Origin of the sequence: Salinispora tropica CNB-440 (genome assembly GCF_000016425.1) — a bacterium.
Lineage (GTDB): Bacteria > Actinomycetota > Actinomycetes > Mycobacteriales > Micromonosporaceae > Micromonospora > Micromonospora tropica.
The window spans coordinates 995,171-1,011,008 of record NC_009380.1; the positions used below are offsets into that span (position 1 = coordinate 995,171).

Consider the following 15,838-nt stretch of genomic DNA (forward strand, 5'->3'; position numbering starts at 1 on the left):
GGTCGGGGACATGTTTGTCGAGCGCGCTGAGCGGATCATCGACGCGTTGCTGGAGAGCCGGCCGGGGTTGGCCGCCGCGGCCGGGGACCACCGGTACGACGACCGGTTGCCGGACTGGTCCACCGACCACGTGGCCGCGGACCGGGAGATGCTGCGTGAGGCTGGAGACGCTCTGGCCGAGGTGGACCCGGAATCCCTGCCGGTCGCGGAGTCGGTAGACCATGCTCTGCTCAGCGCGCTTGTCGACCGGGAGCTTTTCGAGTCGACCGAGATCCGGGCGCACGAGTGGGATCCGCTGTGCCACAACCCGGGCATGCTGCTGCACGCCCTGCTCGCCCGCCCATACGCCCCCGCCGAGGTGCGGCTGACCCACCTGGCGGGTCGGCTGGCCGCCGTACCGGACGCGCTGGCGACCGCACGTAGGACGCTGAGCGACATTCCACGCATCCACGCCGAGACGGCGGTGGGGCAGTTCCTCGGCACGGCCGCGCTGATCCGGGACCAGGTTCCGGTGCTGTTGGCCGAGGCGCCGACGCTGCGGGGCCGTGTCGAGCCGACAGCCCGCGCGGCGGCGACGGCCTGCGCCCAGTTCGCCGACTGGCTGCGGGCCGGGCCGGCCGCCACCGCGGAACCGGGCCGGGACCCCCGGCTCGGGCGGCGCCGCTGGGAGGCGCGGCTCTGGCACACACTGGACACCGAGCTGACCGCCGCTGAGGTGCAGCGCCGGGCCTGGGCCAACCTGGAGCGGGTGACCGAGGAGATCCGCGCGGCGGCCGCCGAGTTGGTCGGTGGTCCGACCGACGACGAGACGGTACGCCGGGCGCTGGACCTGCTCGCCGCCGAGCATCCGGATGACCACACCATCGTCGAGCTGGCCTCGGTCACCCTGGACGAGGCGACCGACTTCGTCCGGGCACACGATCTGGTCACGTTGGTCGACGATCCCTGTGTGATCCAGGAGATGCCCGAATTTGCGCGGGGTGTGGCGGTGGCGTACTGCGACTCACCGGGCGCGCTGGAGACGGCGAACGTGCCGACGTTCTACTGCATCGCGCCCACGCCTTCCGAGTGGCCGGCGCACCGGGTGGAGTCGTTCTACCGCGAGTACAACGACCACATGATCCGTAACCTGACCGTGCACGAGGCGATGCCGGGGCACTTCCTTCAGCTCGCCCACGCCCGCCGGTACGCCGGCGGCAGCCCGGTCCGCGCGGTCGCCCGGTCCGGCCCGTTCGTCGAGGGCTGGGCGGTCTACGCCGAGGAGGTGATGGTCCGAGCCGGTTTCGGCGGCCTTCCGGTCCGGTTACAGCAGTTGAAGATGCAGCTACGGATGACCCTCAATGCACTGCTCGACCAGTTGACCCACTGCGAGGAGCTGGCCGAGGCGGAGGCGATGGCGCTGCTGACCGGGCGGGGTTTCCAGGAGGAGGGTGAGGCGGCGGGCAAGTGGCGGCGGGCCCTGCTGACCTCGACGCAGCTCTCCACGTACTTCGTCGGGTACTCGGAGGTCGCCGAGATCGCGGCCGCCCGCCCGGTGGGGGTTTCGGTGCGGCGCTGGCACGACGGGATGCTCGCCCACGACTGCCCGCCACCCCGACATCTGCGTACCTTGCTCGGAATCTGACCCCGGCCTCCGGCTGGTCAGCCGGAGGCCGGGCGGCTGAGGCATCCTGGTTGAGGATGCTATGACCATCGATTCATGGGTGCCCTCACCCCAGGGGCTACCGTGGACAAGCTGATGACGTGGGCCGATCTCCATCAACCTCGCTGACCCCGTATCACCTGACGCCTTTCCGTTATAGGCGGAGGTGGCCCTGGAAGGGTCAATGCTCGTCGTAGTGATCCTCGTGCGCGAAGTGCCGGTGACCATGATGGATGTAGTCGAGGTGGTCGCCGTGCGGCACCGGGGAGTGACCGCAGCCGTCCCCGTGGACATGGTCGTGCTCCTCGGCGACTGTGTGCTCGCCTGACATGCACTCGTCGTAGTGATCGTCGTGCGCGCGGTGGACGTGCCCGTCATGAAGATAGTCGGTATGTCCGTTGTGTCGAATCGACACGTGACCGCACCTGTCGCCGTGACGGTGCTCGTGCGCCTCGGCGGGGCGGTGCTCCTCGGTGTTGCACTCGTCGTAGTGCCCGTCGTGCGCGTGGTGCAGGTGGCCGTCGTGCACGAAGTCCACGTGCCCGAGATGCTGCACGCTCGCGTGTCCGCAACCCGGCCCGTGGGTGTGGCTGTGCTCGCCGGTGTGCGTGCGGTGGATGGCGTCGGTGTTCATGTGATCCCCCCGAAGATTGCCTGCGTACCGACGGTACATGCACTAGTACGCATTTGTTTGGTGATCGGAAGACGATCTTGCCGTTTGTGGACTGCCGACCTACGCCGCGACCACGACGCCGCCCTCGGCGTCCTAACCCTGCCGTTCCGTCGTCGAAGGACACGTCGACCACCTCAAGGTGATCGGACAACGGATCTGTGGTTACACGAACCTTGACCCGCTCCACAGGTGGATCCTGCTGATCTGGCAGTGTCAGCCCGGGTCATGAAGAATCTGATGGCGGAGACGGCGACTCAGATTCGGGCGTGACGCGAGTCGGCCCCTGTGTGGGTATGAAAGCGAATATTTAGCACAAACCGGGCTAGGGTGACGCCGGGTTAAGCCTGCTGTCTACCACGTCGGCCTCCGCCGGCGGCTCGAAGATCGAGCCGTCCGCGGTCTCCCGGTAGCCGGTCAGCGTCGCGGTGACCAGTTCGCCGTCAAGGTAACCGGTGAAGCTGCCCAGTGCCCCCTCGGCGGTGATGCATGCGGAGAATTCGTCGGCCGGCCGGCGCACCTCGACGCAGGTCGCCTGCCGCCCGGCCAGGATGGTGTCGCTGCTGGTGATGGCGGACTCCGGGTCCAGGGCGGCGGCGGTCAGCAACTCCATCACCGCCGGCGGAGTGACCAGCCCCTGCCCCTTGGCCGCGGCGAAGACGGCCACCGCGGGCTTGGCCGGGTTGGCCGGTGGCGGTTCGAGCGTGCACGCCGTCCGCCCACCGGCGGTCTCGCACCGGGTCGTCGCCTCCTCGGTGGCGGTCAGTCGACCGGCCGTCCACCGGTACGTGGCGCGGGCCGGCTCCTGGTCCTGAGCGATGGTTGCTGTCCACCCGGACGCGAGTTGGTAGTCGGCCGTGTAGGTCCGGATCAGGGCCTCGTCCAGCCGGTACGCCAGGTTGTTGACCAGACCGGCGTGACTCATGGTCTGGCCGGCATCGTCGAGGCTTTGACAGCCGGTAACGGTGAGCGACGCGATGGCCGTAGCGGCGAGCAGGCGGAGTGGCGTCGAGGTGGCGGACATGACGACCAGCGTCGCTGATCGGGTCGAGCGCGCGCAAACTCCGCCCTAGGAGAATACGGGGACGTCGGGTGTGTCGCTGATTCAGATAGTCAGTGCCGGACGGCACGGCCAGGGATGCAACCGCCGGGTGCCGCGCCGCGCCCCATCGCCGCCCGATACGCTGCGTGCAACACCTTCCCAGCCGCACCGTCGCGGCGATGACCGATCGGCACACACACGAGGAGCGACTCAGTGGCAACCATCGAGGGAATCGTCGCCCGGGAGATTCTCGACTCACGGGGCAACCCGACCGTCGAGGTCGAAGTTGGGCTCGACGACGGTACGATCGCCCGTGCAGCAGTGCCCTCGGGCGCCTCCACCGGCGCCTTCGAGGCGGTCGAGCTGCGCGACGGTGAGAAGGACCGCTACCTCGGCAAGGGCGTTACCCAGGCGGTCTCGAACATTGAAGACAAGATCGTCGACGAGCTGATCGGGTACGAGGCCAGCGAGCAGCGGCTGATCGACCAGAAGATGCTCGACCTCGACGGTACGGACAACAAGAGCCAGCTGGGCGCCAACGCGATCCTGGGCGTCTCCCTGGCGGTGGCGAAGGCTGCCGCTAGCGCCGCTGAACTGAACCTCTTCCGTTACCTCGGTGGCCCGAACGCGCACCTGCTGCCGGTTCCGATGATGAACATTCTCAACGGTGGGGCGCACGCGGACTCCAACGTCGACATCCAGGAGTTCATGATCGCGCCGATCGGTGCGCCGACATTCCGTGAGGCTCTGCGTTCCGGCGCCGAGGTGTACCACGCGCTGAAGTCGGTGCTGAAGAAGAAGGATCTCGCCACCGGCCTCGGCGACGAGGGCGGCTTCGCGCCAAACCTACCGACCAACGCCGCCGCGCTGGACCTGATCTCGGAGGCGGTCGAGAAGGCGGGCTACCGGCTTGGCACGGACATCGTCTTCGCGCTCGATGTGGCGGCGACCGAGTTCTTCGAGAACGGCACCTACACCTTCGAGGGCGTCGAGAAGACCGCGGAGGAGATGAGCAGCTACTACACGAAGCTCGCCGACGCGTATCCGATCGTGTCGATCGAGGACCCGCTGGCCGAGGATGACTGGTCCGGTTGGCGGACGCTGACCGCCTCCGTCGGGGACCGGATCCAGATCGTCGGCGATGATCTGTTCGTCACGAACCCGCAGCGGATCGCCCGCGGTATCGCCGAGAACGCCGCCAACTCGGTCCTGGTGAAGGTCAACCAGATCGGTTCGCTCACCGAGACCCTGGACGCGGTGGACCTTGCCCACCGGGCCGGCTTCCGGTGCATGATGAGCCACCGTTCCGGCGAGACCGAGGACACCACCATCGCCGACCTGGCGGTCGCCACCGGCTGCGGTCAGATCAAGACTGGCGCACCGGCCCGCTCGGACCGGGTCGCAAAGTACAACCAGCTGCTGCGAATCGAGGAGGAGCTGGCTGACGCCGCGCGGTACGCCGGGTCGGGCGCGTTCCCGCGCTACCGTTCTGCCTGACGGACGCGCAACCTTCGGGGGAGGGCCAGAGGATGCAGCAGCGCCGTACGCCGGGCGGACAGCGTCCGGTCCGCCGGCCAGGTCGGGCCGGTCGATCGGGCGGTGCCCGGCCGGTCCGTGCGGGCGGTGTCCGCGCCGAGTCGCGGGCGACCGCCGGCCGGGTGCCGAGCGGTGTCCGGGGCGTCGACGGCGCCCGTTCGACGAACCGGCCCGCCGCTCGGCGGTCGGCCTCCGGGGGTGCGGTGAAGCGGCTCTCCGCACCCCGCCCCCGGCGGGGTGCGGGGCGGGCGACCGTGCTGGTTGCGGTGCTGATCGCCCTCGCTCTCGGCTACACCTACCCGGTCCGGGTCTACCTTGACCAGCAGGCTGACATCGCCCGGATGGAGGCCGCTCAGACGGCGCAGCGGGCGGAGATCGAGAGGCTTGCCGCCGAGGCCGCGAAGTGGCAGGACCCGAAGTACATTGAGGCCAAGGCGCGGGAACGCTTCTTCATGGGCCGCGACGGCGAGCAGCTGCTGATCGTGCTCTCCACCCCGGTAGAAGAGGCCGAGGCGGCGGATCAGCCCGCCGGGCCGGACGGCCCGGCCGGGGCCGACCGGTGGTACGACACGCTGTGGTCGAGCGTGACGGCCGCGGATCAGGAACGGCCCGGCGAGTGAGCGCTGCCACCGAACCAGGAAGGACACCGTGACAGTCGTACCACCGCAGGAGCCGGCGGCGTCCTCCGTGCCCTTGCCGCGGCGCGAGCCGGCCACGCCAGCCGACCTGGTCGCCGTGGCGGGTCAGCTCGGTCGCCCGCCCCGGGACACCCGGGCGGTGGCCCACCGCTGTCCGTGTGGCGTACCCGACGTGGTGGAGACGACACCGCGGCTCGCCGACGGCACGCCCTTCCCGACGTTGTTCTACCTGACCTGCCCCCGGGCGACGGCGGCCTGTAGCCGGCTGGAGTCAGCCGGGCTGATGAAGGAGATGGCCGACCGGCTCGTGGAGGATCCGGAGTTGGCCGCCCGCTACCGCGCCGCGCACGAGGACTACCTTCGGCGCCGGGAGGCGATCGGTCATGTGCCGGAGATCGCCGGAATCTCCGCCGGCGGGATGCCGGATCGGGTCAAGTGCCTGCACGTGCACCTCGGGCATGCGCTCGCGGCCGGTCCCGGTGTCAACCCGTTCGGGGACGAGGTGCTGAGGCTGGTCGAGCCGTGGTGGGCGGGGGGACCATGCGTGGCCGTGCCGGCGGACGAGTGAGATGACCGCTGCCGGCGGGATCGTGGTCCGTCGGGCCAGGACGGCGGACGTTCGGGGGATCCGACGGCTGATCGACACGTACGCCGACGGCCGGCGGCTACTCAGTAAGGCGACAGTGACTCTGTACGAGGATGTGCAGGAGTTCCGGGTCGCGGTGACACCCGCCGGAGACGTGGTTGGCTGTGGTGCCCTGCACGTCATGTGGGAGGACCTGGCCGAGATTCGGACGGTGGCGGTCGACCCGACCTGTCGGGGTGGCAGGATCGGGCACCGGATCGTGGGTGACCTGATCGACGTGGCCCGGGAGTTGGGTGTGGCGCGACTCTTCGTGCTCACCTTCGAGACTCGCTTCTTCGGTATGTTCGGGTTCACCGAGATCGACGGGGCGCCGGTGCCGTACTCGGTCTACGAACAGCTGCTGCGTTCCTACGACGAGGGTGTCGCGGAGTTTCTCGACCTGGAGCGGGTCAAGCCGAACACGCTCGGCAACACCCGAATGCTGCTGCGGCTCTGAGCGGGCCGTCCGGCCTGCCGTAGGGTTGCGGTCGTGACGACGCGTGCGGCCGCCATCGACTGCGGGACCAACTCGATTCGCCTGTTGGTCGCCGATCTGCCGGATCCGGGTGCCGGAACGGGCGCGCCGTTGGTCGAGCTGAGCCGCCGACTGGAGACTGTTCGGCTGGGCCAGGGCGTCGACCGCACCGGTCGGTTGGCCCCGGAGGCGATCGAGCGGACCCGGGTGGCGCTGGCGGAGTACGCCGCTGAGATCGAGAAGTTGGGCGCCGACCGAGTCCGGATGTGTGCCACGTCGGCCTCCCGGGATGCGGAGAACGCCGCCGACTTCCGCGACATGGTGGAGCGGACGCTGGGGGTCGCCCCGGAGGTGGTGACCGGGGATGAGGAGGCGCGACTGTCGTTCACCGGGGCAGTTCGTGGCCTGCCCGGCTCGATCCGGGAGCCGTACCTGGTGGTCGACATCGGCGGCGGTTCGACGGAGTTCGTCGTGGGCACCAGCACCGGTGGTGTGGAGGCGGCGATCTCAGTCGATGTCGGTTGTGTCCGGATGACCGAGCGGCATCTGCAGGGTGACCCACCGGAGCCCGCCGAGATCAGGGCTGCCGAGGCGGACATCGTGGCTGCCGTGGACCGGGCGCTCGCCGCGGTGCCTGGTCGGGAGGCCGCCTCGCTGGTCGGGCTCGCTGGCTCCGTCACCACGGTGGTCGCCATCGCCGAAGGGCTCACCGGATACGACCCGCAGCGTATCCAGCACGCCCGGGTGTCGTACCCGGCGGTGGCGGAGGTGACGGCTGACCTGCTGGTGGCGACCCGTACGCAGCGGCTGGCGATCCCGGTGATGCACCCGGGCCGGGCCGACGTGATCGGGGCGGGTGCCCTGGTGCTCCGGGTGATTATGGAGCGTGCGGGCAAGGATGCCGTGGTCGCCTCCGAACACGACATTCTGGACGGCATCTGCTACAGCCTGCAGCAGTAGATCGGGCATCTATCCTGCTGGCTGGCGCTGCCGGCTGGAGGTTCGGCAGCGTGGATCGGTTGACGCTACTGTGCATTGCACAGTACTGTCTTTCGTATGGACACCACACAGCTCTTGAAGGGCGTGCTGGACCTGGCTGTTCTCGCGGTGCTTCGGGAAGAGGACGGCTACGGCTACGACATTCTGCGTCGGTTGCGCGACGCTGGCCTGACGGAGGTGGGTGACGCCTCGGTCTACGGCACGTTGCGCCGTCTCTTCGCGGCGGGCTTGCTCACCACGTACGTGGTGCCCAGCGAGTCCGGGCCGCACCGCAAGTACTACTCGCTGAACGACACCGGGCGCGAGCAGTTCGCCCGCTCCGGCAAGCTTTGGCGCACGTTCGCCACCACCATGGACACGCTGCTCGACGATCGGGGGAGGGCGGCATGACCGTCACTGAGCAGGAGATACACGACTACGTCGCCCGGGTTCGGGGCGCCCTCGCCGACCTGCCACCGTCGGTACGAGACGAATTGACCGAGGACCTGTCGGAGCATCTCGCCGTGGTGGCCGCCGAGTCCGGCGGGTCGCTGGTCGAGCGGCTCGGTGCGCCGGAGGCGTACGCCGTCGAACTGCGCGTCGCGGCCGGTGTCGATGCCGGCCGTGGGGCGGCGGCGCATCGACTGACCGCGTACATCAGCCGGGCCCGCGCCCGCCTGAGCACGCTCGACCGGCAACTCGGCGCACCCCTCGGGTATCCGACGGTGCGGGCCTTCCTGCACCTGCTCGCCCCGGGCTGGTGGATTCTGCGCGGCTACCTTGCGGCGATGCTGCTGACCGTGATCAGCACCGGTAGCGACATCGGGGTGCTGCCCCGGTTCGCCGGTAGTCTGCAGCTCGGCCTGATGACCCTGGCGGCCCTGGTCGTCGCCTCGGTCATGCTCGGCCGCCGGCAGGCTCGGCTGTGGAACTGGCCACGAGGCCTGCTGGTCCTCGGCAACCTGGTGCTCGTCGGGTTCGGGCTGATGGGGTTGATCAACCTGGAAATCGGGCGCGGTGACGGCGACTTCTACGCCCCGATCTCAGTCGACAGTGAGTACGCCCACATCAGCGACGTCTTCGTGTACGACAGCGAGGGGCGGCTGGTGGAGTACGCGCGGCTGTTCGACCAGAACGGCGATCCGATCCGGCTCGGCTACCCAGAGTGCCCTGACCTGCAAAATCTGAATGGCAACGCCAATCCACTGCTGCGCGGCTACCCGTACTGCCCGGATGCGGCGCCGTTCGGTCCGCGGCCTACCTCCGACGCCTCCCCGCCGACCCTGCCCGCTCCACCCGGCACGGTCCAACAGGAGTCCGCTGCCCCACCGACCACGCCGGAGAACTCACCGACCACGCCGGAGAACTCACCGGCCACGCCGGAGAACCACCCGACCACGGCGGAGCCCGCGCTGTCGTCCGCGCCCACGCCGAGTGTCGCGCCTACCGGATGAGCGTTCCGGACGCGTCGGTCCCGAAGGTGGCTACCACCGCTCGCCGCGATGAAATGGCCGAAGGGACGAGTTCGGGCGGCCGCGAGAGCGCTGTTGATCGACTACGGTGTCGTCCGCCCCTTTAACCCCTGGAAGGAATACTCGTGCCGGAGCAGGTCGTACCACCCGCCCACCCCGATCTCCCCCAGCCGGCTGGCGCCCAGCCGCCGGCGGACGCAACCCCGGCCGGTGCCCCGGCCCCGGCTCCGGAGCCAGTTCGGAAGTCCGGTCGAAAGAAGGTGCTCGGCATTGTTGGTGCAATCGTCGCGTTCCTGGTGATCGCTGGCCTCAAGTTCGGTATCGGCACGGTGCTCAGTGGGACGGATGAGACCGCGGAAGCCAAGGCCGGTGACTGCATCGCCGAACTACCCACGACGATCGGCGACGAACTGGAGGAGGTCGACGGTGGCAAGGTCGTCGACTGCGCCTCCGCCGAGGCGACCTACAAGGTGGTCGGTCGAGCAGACGATCAGACCGAGGAGCAGGCCGCGTCCGGCGAGGCGTGTGACCAGTTCTTCCAGGAGAACGAGGAGTACTACGTCTTCAGCAACGTCATGCCGGGCAAGACGGGCTATCTGCTCTGCCTGACCACCAACTCCTGAGCGGTGTACGGGAGTAGGCGACGGCGGCGCGGTTGACCGCGCCGCCGTCGTCGTACCGGGGTCATCGACTGGTGTACGGGAGGTGAACGCCACTTCTCCGGCGTCTTCCCGGGGCCCGCGTGGCGTGGCAGGCTACCGGCACGTAGGACCACTGGGCGACCAGCCAACGATGACTGACCGCTAGGAGGACGGCCGATGGGCGAGATGGTGACGTACCGGTGCAACGGTGGTACGGGCGAGGGGTATCTCGTGGTACCACCCGGCGGTACGGCCAGCCCGGCCGTCATTGTGATCCAGGACTGGTGGGGTCTGGCATCACACGTCCGGGCGGTCGTCGACCGTTTCGCCGAGGCCGGCTTCGTCGCCCTCGCCCCGGATCTTCGGCACGGCGGGCCGGCCAACAAGCCGGACGAACCCCGGCAACTGCTCAACAGCGGGCAGTTGGACGCCGCCGCGGCGGATGTCGCCGCCGCGGCCGACTATCTCGCGGGACGGCCGGAGGTCGCCGGCAAGATTGGTTGCGTGGGCTTCCGCGCCGGGGCCAGCCTGGCGCTCTGGTCCATTGCCCGGACCGAGCGGATCGTGGCGACCTCGGCCTTCTACCCCCTGTTGCCCGGGGACGGGATGCGCCCGGAGCGGACGGACTACGCGGGTAAGGCCGCCGTCATCCACTGCTGTGAGGCCGACGGCACCTCGGTCGACCCGGGGGTGCAGCTCGTCCGTCGAGCCATCGAGACCGGTGGCGGCACCTGCCAGACCTACGACTACCCGGGCACCGCGCACGCCTTCTTCAACGAGGACCGGCCGGAGAACTTTGACCACCGGGCGGCTGCCCGGGCGTGGGCCCGCACCCTCGAACTCTTCCGGGCGAAGCTTGGCTGACGACGGAACGCCCAATCCCGGCGGCACGCCCGCCGGGATTGGGCGCGTGCAGCCGGTACGACCGGCCGCAGCCGGGTCACGTACCACCGGGCAGGTCACCGGGGAGGCGGCGGGGGCGGCCAGCCTCGCCGCACTCGATGCGGCGATCAGCGACTGCTTCGCCTGCCCCCGCCTTGTCGAGTGGCGGGAGGAGGTGGCCCGCACGCGACGCGCGGCCTTCCGGGAGCAGGAGTACTGGGGGCGCCCCGTGCCCGGCTTCGGCGACCCGACGGCCCGCATCGCCCTCCTCGGCCTCGCACCAGCCGCGCACGGTGGCAACCGGACCGGCCGGGTCTTCACCGGCGATCGTTCTGGCGATGTTCTCTTCGCCGCCCTGCACCGGGCCGGGCTGGCCAACCAGCCGACCAGCGTCGCCGCCGACGACGGGTTGACCCTGCGCCACACCCGGGTCTTCGCGGCGGTTCGCTGCGCGCCGCCAGGCAACAAGCCCACCCCGGGCGAGCGCGACACCTGCCAGCCGTGGCTGCACCGCGAGGTCGCGCTCCTTCGGCCGAACCTGCGGGTCGTGGTCGCGCTGGGCGCCTTCGCCTGGGCCGCGTGGTGGCCGACTCTGCACGGGGTGTACGGGATGCCCCCGCCCAGCCCGCGACCCGCCTTCACGCATGGGGCACACTGGTCCGGGAGCGCCGTACCGGATTTGCTGGGCTGCTACCACGTCAGCCAGCAGAACACCTTTACCGGGCGGCTGACACCAACGATGCTGGACGACGTGTTCGCCCGGGCGAAGCGACTGGCCGGGGTGGAGTAAGGGCTGCGGGGCAATGGGATGACGGACCGGACGCGCCGATCCGCGCCCTCGGCCCCGGGCGGCAGTGGTCTGCTGCGCCGCTGGTGGCCGGTGGCAGCGGTGCTGCTCCTGCTGGCCGCCGCCACCGCCGCGGCCGCGCACTCGTCGCTCGGAGCGAGCCGTATTCCGCCCGCGGCCGAGCAGCTGCCCCTCGTCCCGGAGTACCCGACGGCCGAGCCGGTCGCGTCGATCCCGGTGGAGCCACGCGACGCAGGCGAGCTGAACAGCCAGCAGCGCCCCGACTGGCTGCGAACCGCGGTCTTCGCGCTGCTCGGGCTGGCTGGGTTGGCCGTCACCGGCTTCCTTGCCTGGACGCTCCTGCACAGTGTGCTGCGCCGAAGCACTCGGCGCGGGCCCGTGGGCCGGGTCCCGCGCACCGCCGAAGGTACGGCCCGGGAGGTCGTCGCCGCGCTCGACGCCGGCCTGGTCGACCTCGACGACACCGGCACCGATCCGCGTACGGTTGTCATCGCCTGTTGGGTTCGCCTGGAGGAGGCCGCCGCCGGTGCCGGGGTGCGTCAGCTGACCGGCGACACCCCCACCGAGCTGGTGGTGCGCCTCCTACGAGGCGACCCGGTCGCCGGGGTACCCGCGATCGCCAGCGCCGACGTGCTGGCCGACTTCGCGCATGTCTACCGGGAGGCGCGCTACGCTACCCGGCCGGTGGACGAGCGAACCCGGGACCAGGCCCGGGCCGCGTTGCGCCGGCTCCGCGGGGAGCTGACCGCTCTGGCCGGCGTGAGTGGGGAGGAGCCGGCGTGACCGACCGACGGCTCCGGAGCGGGACCGAGGAGGTGTCGCGGTGAGCGGCACCAGCATCGATGACCTGCTCAGCGTGGAGGAGGAGCGACACCCGCAGCGGCACCCGCACCGGGGCTCGGCTCGCGGCCGACCGCTGCGGCTGTTGCTGCGTAACCTGGCTGGTGTCGCGGCCGTGGTCGTCGTTGTGGTCGTCGGTCTACGTGCGGTCGGGCTCCAGGCGTCGTTGCTGGTACTGGTCGCTGGCGTGCTCGCGCTCTTCGTGGTGCGCCAGGTCGTCCGCGCGCTCCGCCCACCACCTGCGTCGCCGGCCGTCCACCGGGCTCTGCGCGACCCGGCCGAGTTCCCGGGCAGTCGTGGTGAGCAGCACGACGCGCTCCGCGCGGCGATCAACAGTTGGGAGAAGCCGCTGGGCTGGGCGGCCACCCGGGCCGAGCGGTTCAACGGGACCATCCTGCCCCGACTCGGCGAGTTGGCCGACGAACGGATCCGGCTGCGGCACGGGGTGACCCGGGAGTCGGATCCCGTCCGTGCACGCGTACTGCTCGGTGATCGGCTGTCGACCTTCCTGGAGAATCCGCCTCGCCGCCCGCCGTCGCCGCGCGAGCTCGCGGCGATCGTCGCCGAACTGGAGAAACTGTGATGAACGACGTGGACCGGACGTTACCCGCCACGAAGGTCGGCCATCTTGCCCACACGGTGCTGGACGCAGTGGGTGAGGTCGTGGTCGGTAAGCGGGATGCGCTGGAGCTGGTCCTCGCCGGGATTCTGGCCGGCGGGCACGTGCTGCTCGAAGACCTGCCCGGGCTGGGGAAGACGCTGACCGCCCGGTCCTTCGCCCAGGCCCTCGGACTGGACTTCCGGCGCCTTCAGTTCACTCCGGACCTGCTGCCCGCCGATGTCACCGGCTCATTCCTCTACGACCAGCGCAGCGGCGACTTCGCGTTCCGCGCCGGGCCGGTCTTCACCAACCTGCTCCTCGCCGACGAGATCAATCGCACTCCGCCGAAGACCCAGTCGGCGCTACTGGAGGCGATGCAGGAGAAACAGGTCTCGGTGGAAGGCGTCACCTACCGGCTCGACGAACCGTTCCATGTGCTCGCGACCGCCAACCCGGTCGAGTACGAGGGCACGTACCCGTTGCCGGAGGCCCAGCTGGACCGCTTTCTGCTGCGGGTCTCCTTCGGATATCCCGACCCCGGCGAGGAGTGGGAGGTGCTGCGCCGCCGTATCTCCCGCCGTCGCGAGGAGGCGGAGATCAAGCCGGTTGTGAACGCCGCGACCCTGCGCGCGATGCAGGCCGCGCTGGAGGACGTGGTGGTGGAGGACTCGATCGGCCGATACCTGGTCGCGCTTGCCGCGGCTACCCGGGAGCACCCCTCGGTGTTGGTCGGTGCTTCCCCGCGCGGCTCGCTGGCGCTGCTGCTGCTGGCCCGGGTCCGAGCCGTGATGGCCGGGCGGGACTACGTGGTGCCGGAGGATGTCAAGGAGGTGGCGGTACCGGCGCTGGCGCACCGGATCACGCTTCGTCCGGAGCTGTGGCTGCGTCGGGTCGCTCCGGCAGTCATCGTTGACGAGGTGCTGGCGGCCACCCCGGCTCCGGCCAGCGGCGCGTTGCCCAGCTACGCCTCCGGCCTGCCCGTCCGCTGATGACCTCGTCCACCGTGCCGCCGCACCTGGCGCAACCGCCGGAGCAGACCGCTGGCTGGACGCCGACCTGGGCGCTCGGTCGGGCGGTGCTTCTGACCGGTCTGCTCCTGATCGCCGGCGTGCTGTTCGGGCGGGTTGACCTGGTCGTGTTGGCCGCCCCGTTCGCGATCGGCACCGCGTACGCCCTGCGCCGCCGGCCCGCCGCGTTGCCGCAGGTCCAGATCGCCGCCGAGGGGAACCAGGTGGAGGGGGGCGAGCTGTCTGGGCAGGTCACCGTCGGCAACCCGGAATCGGTCGACTACGACCTCGCGCTGTTGCAGAGCCGCGCGTCGCGCTGGTTGCAGGTCGAGCGGGTGACCATCGCCGGAACGGCGGCGACTCGCGCCGCGTCGCACGGCGGACAACCGGTCGTCGACCGTCCCTTGGCGACCACCGTGCCGGCTGATGCGCTGGTCGAGGTGGATCTCTATGGCACCGTGCGCCGCTGGGGACGGCACCCGCTGGGGCCCGTCGGGGTCCAGGCCTGCGCCGCGCTCGGCTTACTGGTCTCCCGCCCGGTGGTGGCCGAGGCGGTCCCGGTCAGCACCTACCCGGTGACTGAACCCTTCGATGCGGTAGAGGCGATGCCCCGCGCGGCGGGCCTGGTCGGCGCGCACCACTCGCGCCGCCCCGGCGAAGGTGGTGAGCTGGCCGGTGTACGGGTCTTCGCGCCCGGTGACCGGCTGCGTCGGGTTGACTGGCGGGTCTCGCTGCGGGCTCGGCAGCTGCACGTCGCGGCCACCCTCTCCGACCGGGACGCTGAGGTGGTGCTGCTGCTCGACGTGCTCGCCGAGGCGGGCCGCTCCGGCGGCGTCGGGGGCACGGCCTCGGTGCTGGACACGACGGTCCGAGCCGCTGCGGCGATCGCGGAGCACTACCTACACCGCGGGGACCGGGTGTCGATGCTGGAGTACGGTCCGGCCGGCCGTCGGCTACGTCCCGCCACGGGCCGCCGCCACTACCTGACCGTGCTGGAGTGGTTGCTCGACGTGCATCCCCAGCCCTCCCCGCACGAGCCGTACGACTCGGTCTTTGGACCGCAGCTGCTCTCGTCGGATGCGTTGGTGGTGGTGCTCACGCCGTTGCTGGACGAACGATCCGCGCAGATGTTGGCCCGGCTGGCCTGGTCGGGGCGCTTCGTCGTGGCGGTGGACACCCTCCCCGATGATCTGGCCCCGTCGCGGGAGCGGCGTTGGTCGGAGGTGGCGCATCGGCTGTGGCGACTGGATCGGGACACGATGCTGTGCCAGTTGCGGGAACACGGAGTGCCGGTGGTGCGGTGGGCCGGCGCGGGCAGCCTGGACGAGGTGCTGCGGGACGTGGTCCGGCTCGCGGCTGCTCCGAGAGCAGGGGCCCGGTGAGCCGGCGGGCCGGGGTCGAGGGCGGGTGGCGATGAGCGCTGTGGCCGTTCGGATCCGCGCGGCGCGCCGCGCGGTGACCCGGATCACGCTGCTGCCGTTGCTGCTCCGGGCGGGAATCTTCCTCAGTGCGCTGGCCGGGTTGCTGCTCGCGTACCCGGTGGAGGTCCTGCGGGGTCAGCTGCTGCTGGTGGCGCCGGTGGTGGCGCTGCTGCCGGCGGTGGGGCCACGGCGGATCTGGCCGACCGTCGTCGCCCTGGTGACGGTGGGCGGGTGGGTGTTGGCCATCGATGGCTACGATCGGCCGGTCGCGCTCTGGCGGTTGCTTGCCGTGGCGGCGGCACTCTATCTCAACCACACCCTGTGCGCGCTCGTGGCCGTGGTGCCGTACGACGCGGTGGTGGATCCGGCCCTGGTTCTGCGCTGGCTGCTTCGGGCGGTCGCCGTGTTGCTCGGCACGATGGTGCTGGGTGTGCTCCTGGTTGAGCTGGCCGGGATTGGCGGAGAACAGGGACTACTCGTGGTGACAATGGCCGGGCTGGTAGTAGCGGTGCTGGTGCCGGCGTTGCTGGGGTGGCTACTACGTCGGCGCTGACGGTGGT

The 15,838-nt window shown here is 70.4% G+C and carries 18 protein-coding genes; 16 read left to right on the forward strand and 2 right to left on the reverse strand.

Annotated elements, in window-relative coordinates:
* Positions 1-10 precede the first annotated feature (10 nt).
* Positions 11-1,624, forward strand: a complete 1,614-nt coding sequence (locus STROP_RS04495) for a DUF885 domain-containing protein (protein ID WP_026275625.1) — start codon at positions 11-13, stop codon at positions 1,622-1,624.
* A gap of 199 nt (positions 1,625-1,823) precedes the next feature.
* Here the strand turns inward: STROP_RS04495 and STROP_RS04500 are convergent, their stop codons facing one another.
* Together STROP_RS04500 and STROP_RS04505 are read right to left on the reverse strand one after the other, a co-directional pair.
* Positions 1,824-2,276 carry a hypothetical protein gene (locus STROP_RS04500; RefSeq protein WP_011904799.1) on the reverse strand — a complete coding sequence of 151 codons (453 nt, stop codon included), beginning with the start codon at positions 2,274-2,276 and terminating at the stop codon, positions 1,824-1,826.
* A 361-nt stretch (positions 2,277-2,637) separates the two neighbouring features.
* On the reverse strand, positions 2,638-3,336 hold the full coding sequence (locus tag STROP_RS04505) for a hypothetical protein (protein ID WP_011904800.1): 699 nt from the start codon (positions 3,334-3,336) through the stop codon (positions 2,638-2,640).
* A 231-nt stretch (positions 3,337-3,567) separates the two neighbouring features.
* Here STROP_RS04505 and eno point away from each other — a divergent pair, with 231 nt between their 5' ends.
* The 15 genes from eno to STROP_RS04580 all read left to right on the forward strand — a co-directional run bounded on the left by eno (position 3,568) and on the right by STROP_RS04580 (position 15,831).
* A complete protein-coding gene (eno, locus tag STROP_RS04510) occupies positions 3,568-4,851 on the forward strand; it encodes a phosphopyruvate hydratase (protein WP_011904801.1) in 1,284 nt (427 codons plus the stop codon).
* A gap of 32 nt (positions 4,852-4,883) precedes the next feature.
* Positions 4,884-5,510 (forward strand): FtsB family cell division protein, encoded by a 627-nt coding sequence (locus tag STROP_RS04515; protein ID WP_011904802.1) that lies wholly within the window; start codon positions 4,884-4,886, stop codon positions 5,508-5,510.
* 28 nt (positions 5,511-5,538) lie between these two features.
* Complete coding sequence (locus tag STROP_RS04520; protein WP_011904803.1) at positions 5,539-6,096, forward strand: DUF501 domain-containing protein; 558 nt, start codon at positions 5,539-5,541, stop codon at positions 6,094-6,096.
* A gap of 1 nt (position 6,097) precedes the next feature.
* Complete coding sequence (locus STROP_RS04525; protein WP_011904804.1) at positions 6,098-6,610, forward strand: amino-acid N-acetyltransferase; 513 nt, start codon at positions 6,098-6,100, stop codon at positions 6,608-6,610.
* A gap of 33 nt (positions 6,611-6,643) precedes the next feature.
* Positions 6,644-7,588, forward strand: coding sequence for a Ppx/GppA phosphatase family protein (locus STROP_RS04530; protein ID WP_011904805.1), 945 nt, complete (start codon positions 6,644-6,646; stop codon positions 7,586-7,588).
* Positions 7,589-7,684: 96 nt separating this feature from the next.
* Entirely contained in the window at positions 7,685-8,017 is a 333-nt protein-coding gene (locus tag STROP_RS04535; protein ID WP_011904806.1) for a PadR family transcriptional regulator, read from the forward strand.
* Positions 8,014-9,060, forward strand: a complete 1,047-nt coding sequence (locus STROP_RS04540; protein WP_011904807.1) for an HAAS signaling domain-containing protein — start codon at positions 8,014-8,016, stop codon at positions 9,058-9,060. Before STROP_RS04535 ends, STROP_RS04540 begins: the two co-directional genes overlap by 4 nt.
* A 143-nt stretch (positions 9,061-9,203) precedes the next feature.
* Positions 9,204-9,701: an LppU/SCO3897 family protein gene (locus tag STROP_RS04545; protein WP_011904808.1), complete on the forward strand. Its 498-nt coding sequence runs from the start codon at positions 9,204-9,206 to the stop codon at positions 9,699-9,701.
* A gap of 195 nt (positions 9,702-9,896) precedes the next feature.
* Positions 9,897-10,583 carry a dienelactone hydrolase family protein gene (locus STROP_RS04550; RefSeq protein WP_011904809.1) on the forward strand — a complete coding sequence of 229 codons (687 nt, stop codon included), beginning with the start codon at positions 9,897-9,899 and terminating at the stop codon, positions 10,581-10,583.
* Between the two features lie 46 nt (positions 10,584-10,629).
* A complete protein-coding gene (locus STROP_RS04555; RefSeq protein WP_011904810.1) occupies positions 10,630-11,391 on the forward strand; it encodes a uracil-DNA glycosylase in 762 nt (253 codons plus the stop codon).
* 18 nt (positions 11,392-11,409) lie between these two features.
* Positions 11,410-12,192, forward strand: a complete 783-nt coding sequence (locus STROP_RS04560) for a DUF4129 domain-containing protein (RefSeq protein ID WP_011904811.1) — start codon at positions 11,410-11,412, stop codon at positions 12,190-12,192.
* Between the two features lie 40 nt (positions 12,193-12,232).
* Positions 12,233-12,832, forward strand: a complete 600-nt coding sequence (locus tag STROP_RS04565) for a hypothetical protein (protein ID WP_011904812.1) — start codon at positions 12,233-12,235, stop codon at positions 12,830-12,832.
* The gene (locus STROP_RS04570) at positions 12,832-13,839 is read left to right on the forward strand and encodes an AAA family ATPase (RefSeq protein WP_011904813.1); all 1,008 of its coding nucleotides are present in this window, start codon (positions 12,832-12,834) and stop codon (positions 13,837-13,839) included. Before STROP_RS04565 ends, STROP_RS04570 begins: the two co-directional genes overlap by 1 nt.
* On the forward strand, positions 13,839-15,239 hold the full coding sequence (locus STROP_RS04575) for a DUF58 domain-containing protein (RefSeq protein WP_011904814.1): 1,401 nt from the start codon (positions 13,839-13,841) through the stop codon (positions 15,237-15,239). The genes STROP_RS04570 and STROP_RS04575 overlap by 1 nt, the downstream gene beginning before the upstream one ends.
* Positions 15,240-15,270: 31 nt before the next feature.
* The gene (locus tag STROP_RS04580; protein WP_011904815.1) at positions 15,271-15,831 is read left to right on the forward strand and encodes a hypothetical protein; all 561 of its coding nucleotides are present in this window, start codon (positions 15,271-15,273) and stop codon (positions 15,829-15,831) included.
* The last annotated feature ends 7 nt before the right edge of the window (positions 15,832-15,838 follow it).

Bases quoted from the DNA above. Each gene is read 5' to 3' on its own strand.
- STROP_RS04495 (WP_026275625.1), top strand. From the start codon at position 11: ATGTTTGTCGAGCGCGCTGAGCGGATCATCGACGCGTTGCTGGAGAGC.
- STROP_RS04500 (WP_011904799.1), bottom strand. From the start codon at position 2,276: ATGAACACCGACGCCATCCACCGCACGCACACCGGCGAGCACAGCCAC.
- STROP_RS04505 (WP_011904800.1), bottom strand. From the start codon at position 3,336: ATGTCCGCCACCTCGACGCCACTCCGCCTGCTCGCCGCTACGGCCATC.
- STROP_RS04515 (WP_011904802.1), top strand. From the start codon at position 4,884: ATGCAGCAGCGCCGTACGCCGGGCGGACAGCGTCCGGTCCGCCGGCCA.
- STROP_RS04525 (WP_011904804.1), top strand. From the start codon at position 6,098: ATGACCGCTGCCGGCGGGATCGTGGTCCGTCGGGCCAGGACGGCGGAC.
- STROP_RS04535 (WP_011904806.1), top strand. From the start codon at position 7,685: ATGGACACCACACAGCTCTTGAAGGGCGTGCTGGACCTGGCTGTTCTC.
- STROP_RS04540 (WP_011904807.1), top strand. From the start codon at position 8,014: ATGACCGTCACTGAGCAGGAGATACACGACTACGTCGCCCGGGTTCGG.
- STROP_RS04550 (WP_011904809.1), top strand. From the start codon at position 9,897: ATGGGCGAGATGGTGACGTACCGGTGCAACGGTGGTACGGGCGAGGGG.
- STROP_RS04560 (WP_011904811.1), top strand. From the start codon at position 11,410: ATGACGGACCGGACGCGCCGATCCGCGCCCTCGGCCCCGGGCGGCAGT.
- STROP_RS04570 (WP_011904813.1), top strand. From the start codon at position 12,832: ATGAACGACGTGGACCGGACGTTACCCGCCACGAAGGTCGGCCATCTT.
- STROP_RS04575 (WP_011904814.1), top strand. From the start codon at position 13,839: ATGACCTCGTCCACCGTGCCGCCGCACCTGGCGCAACCGCCGGAGCAG.
- STROP_RS04580 (WP_011904815.1), top strand. From the start codon at position 15,271: ATGAGCGCTGTGGCCGTTCGGATCCGCGCGGCGCGCCGCGCGGTGACC.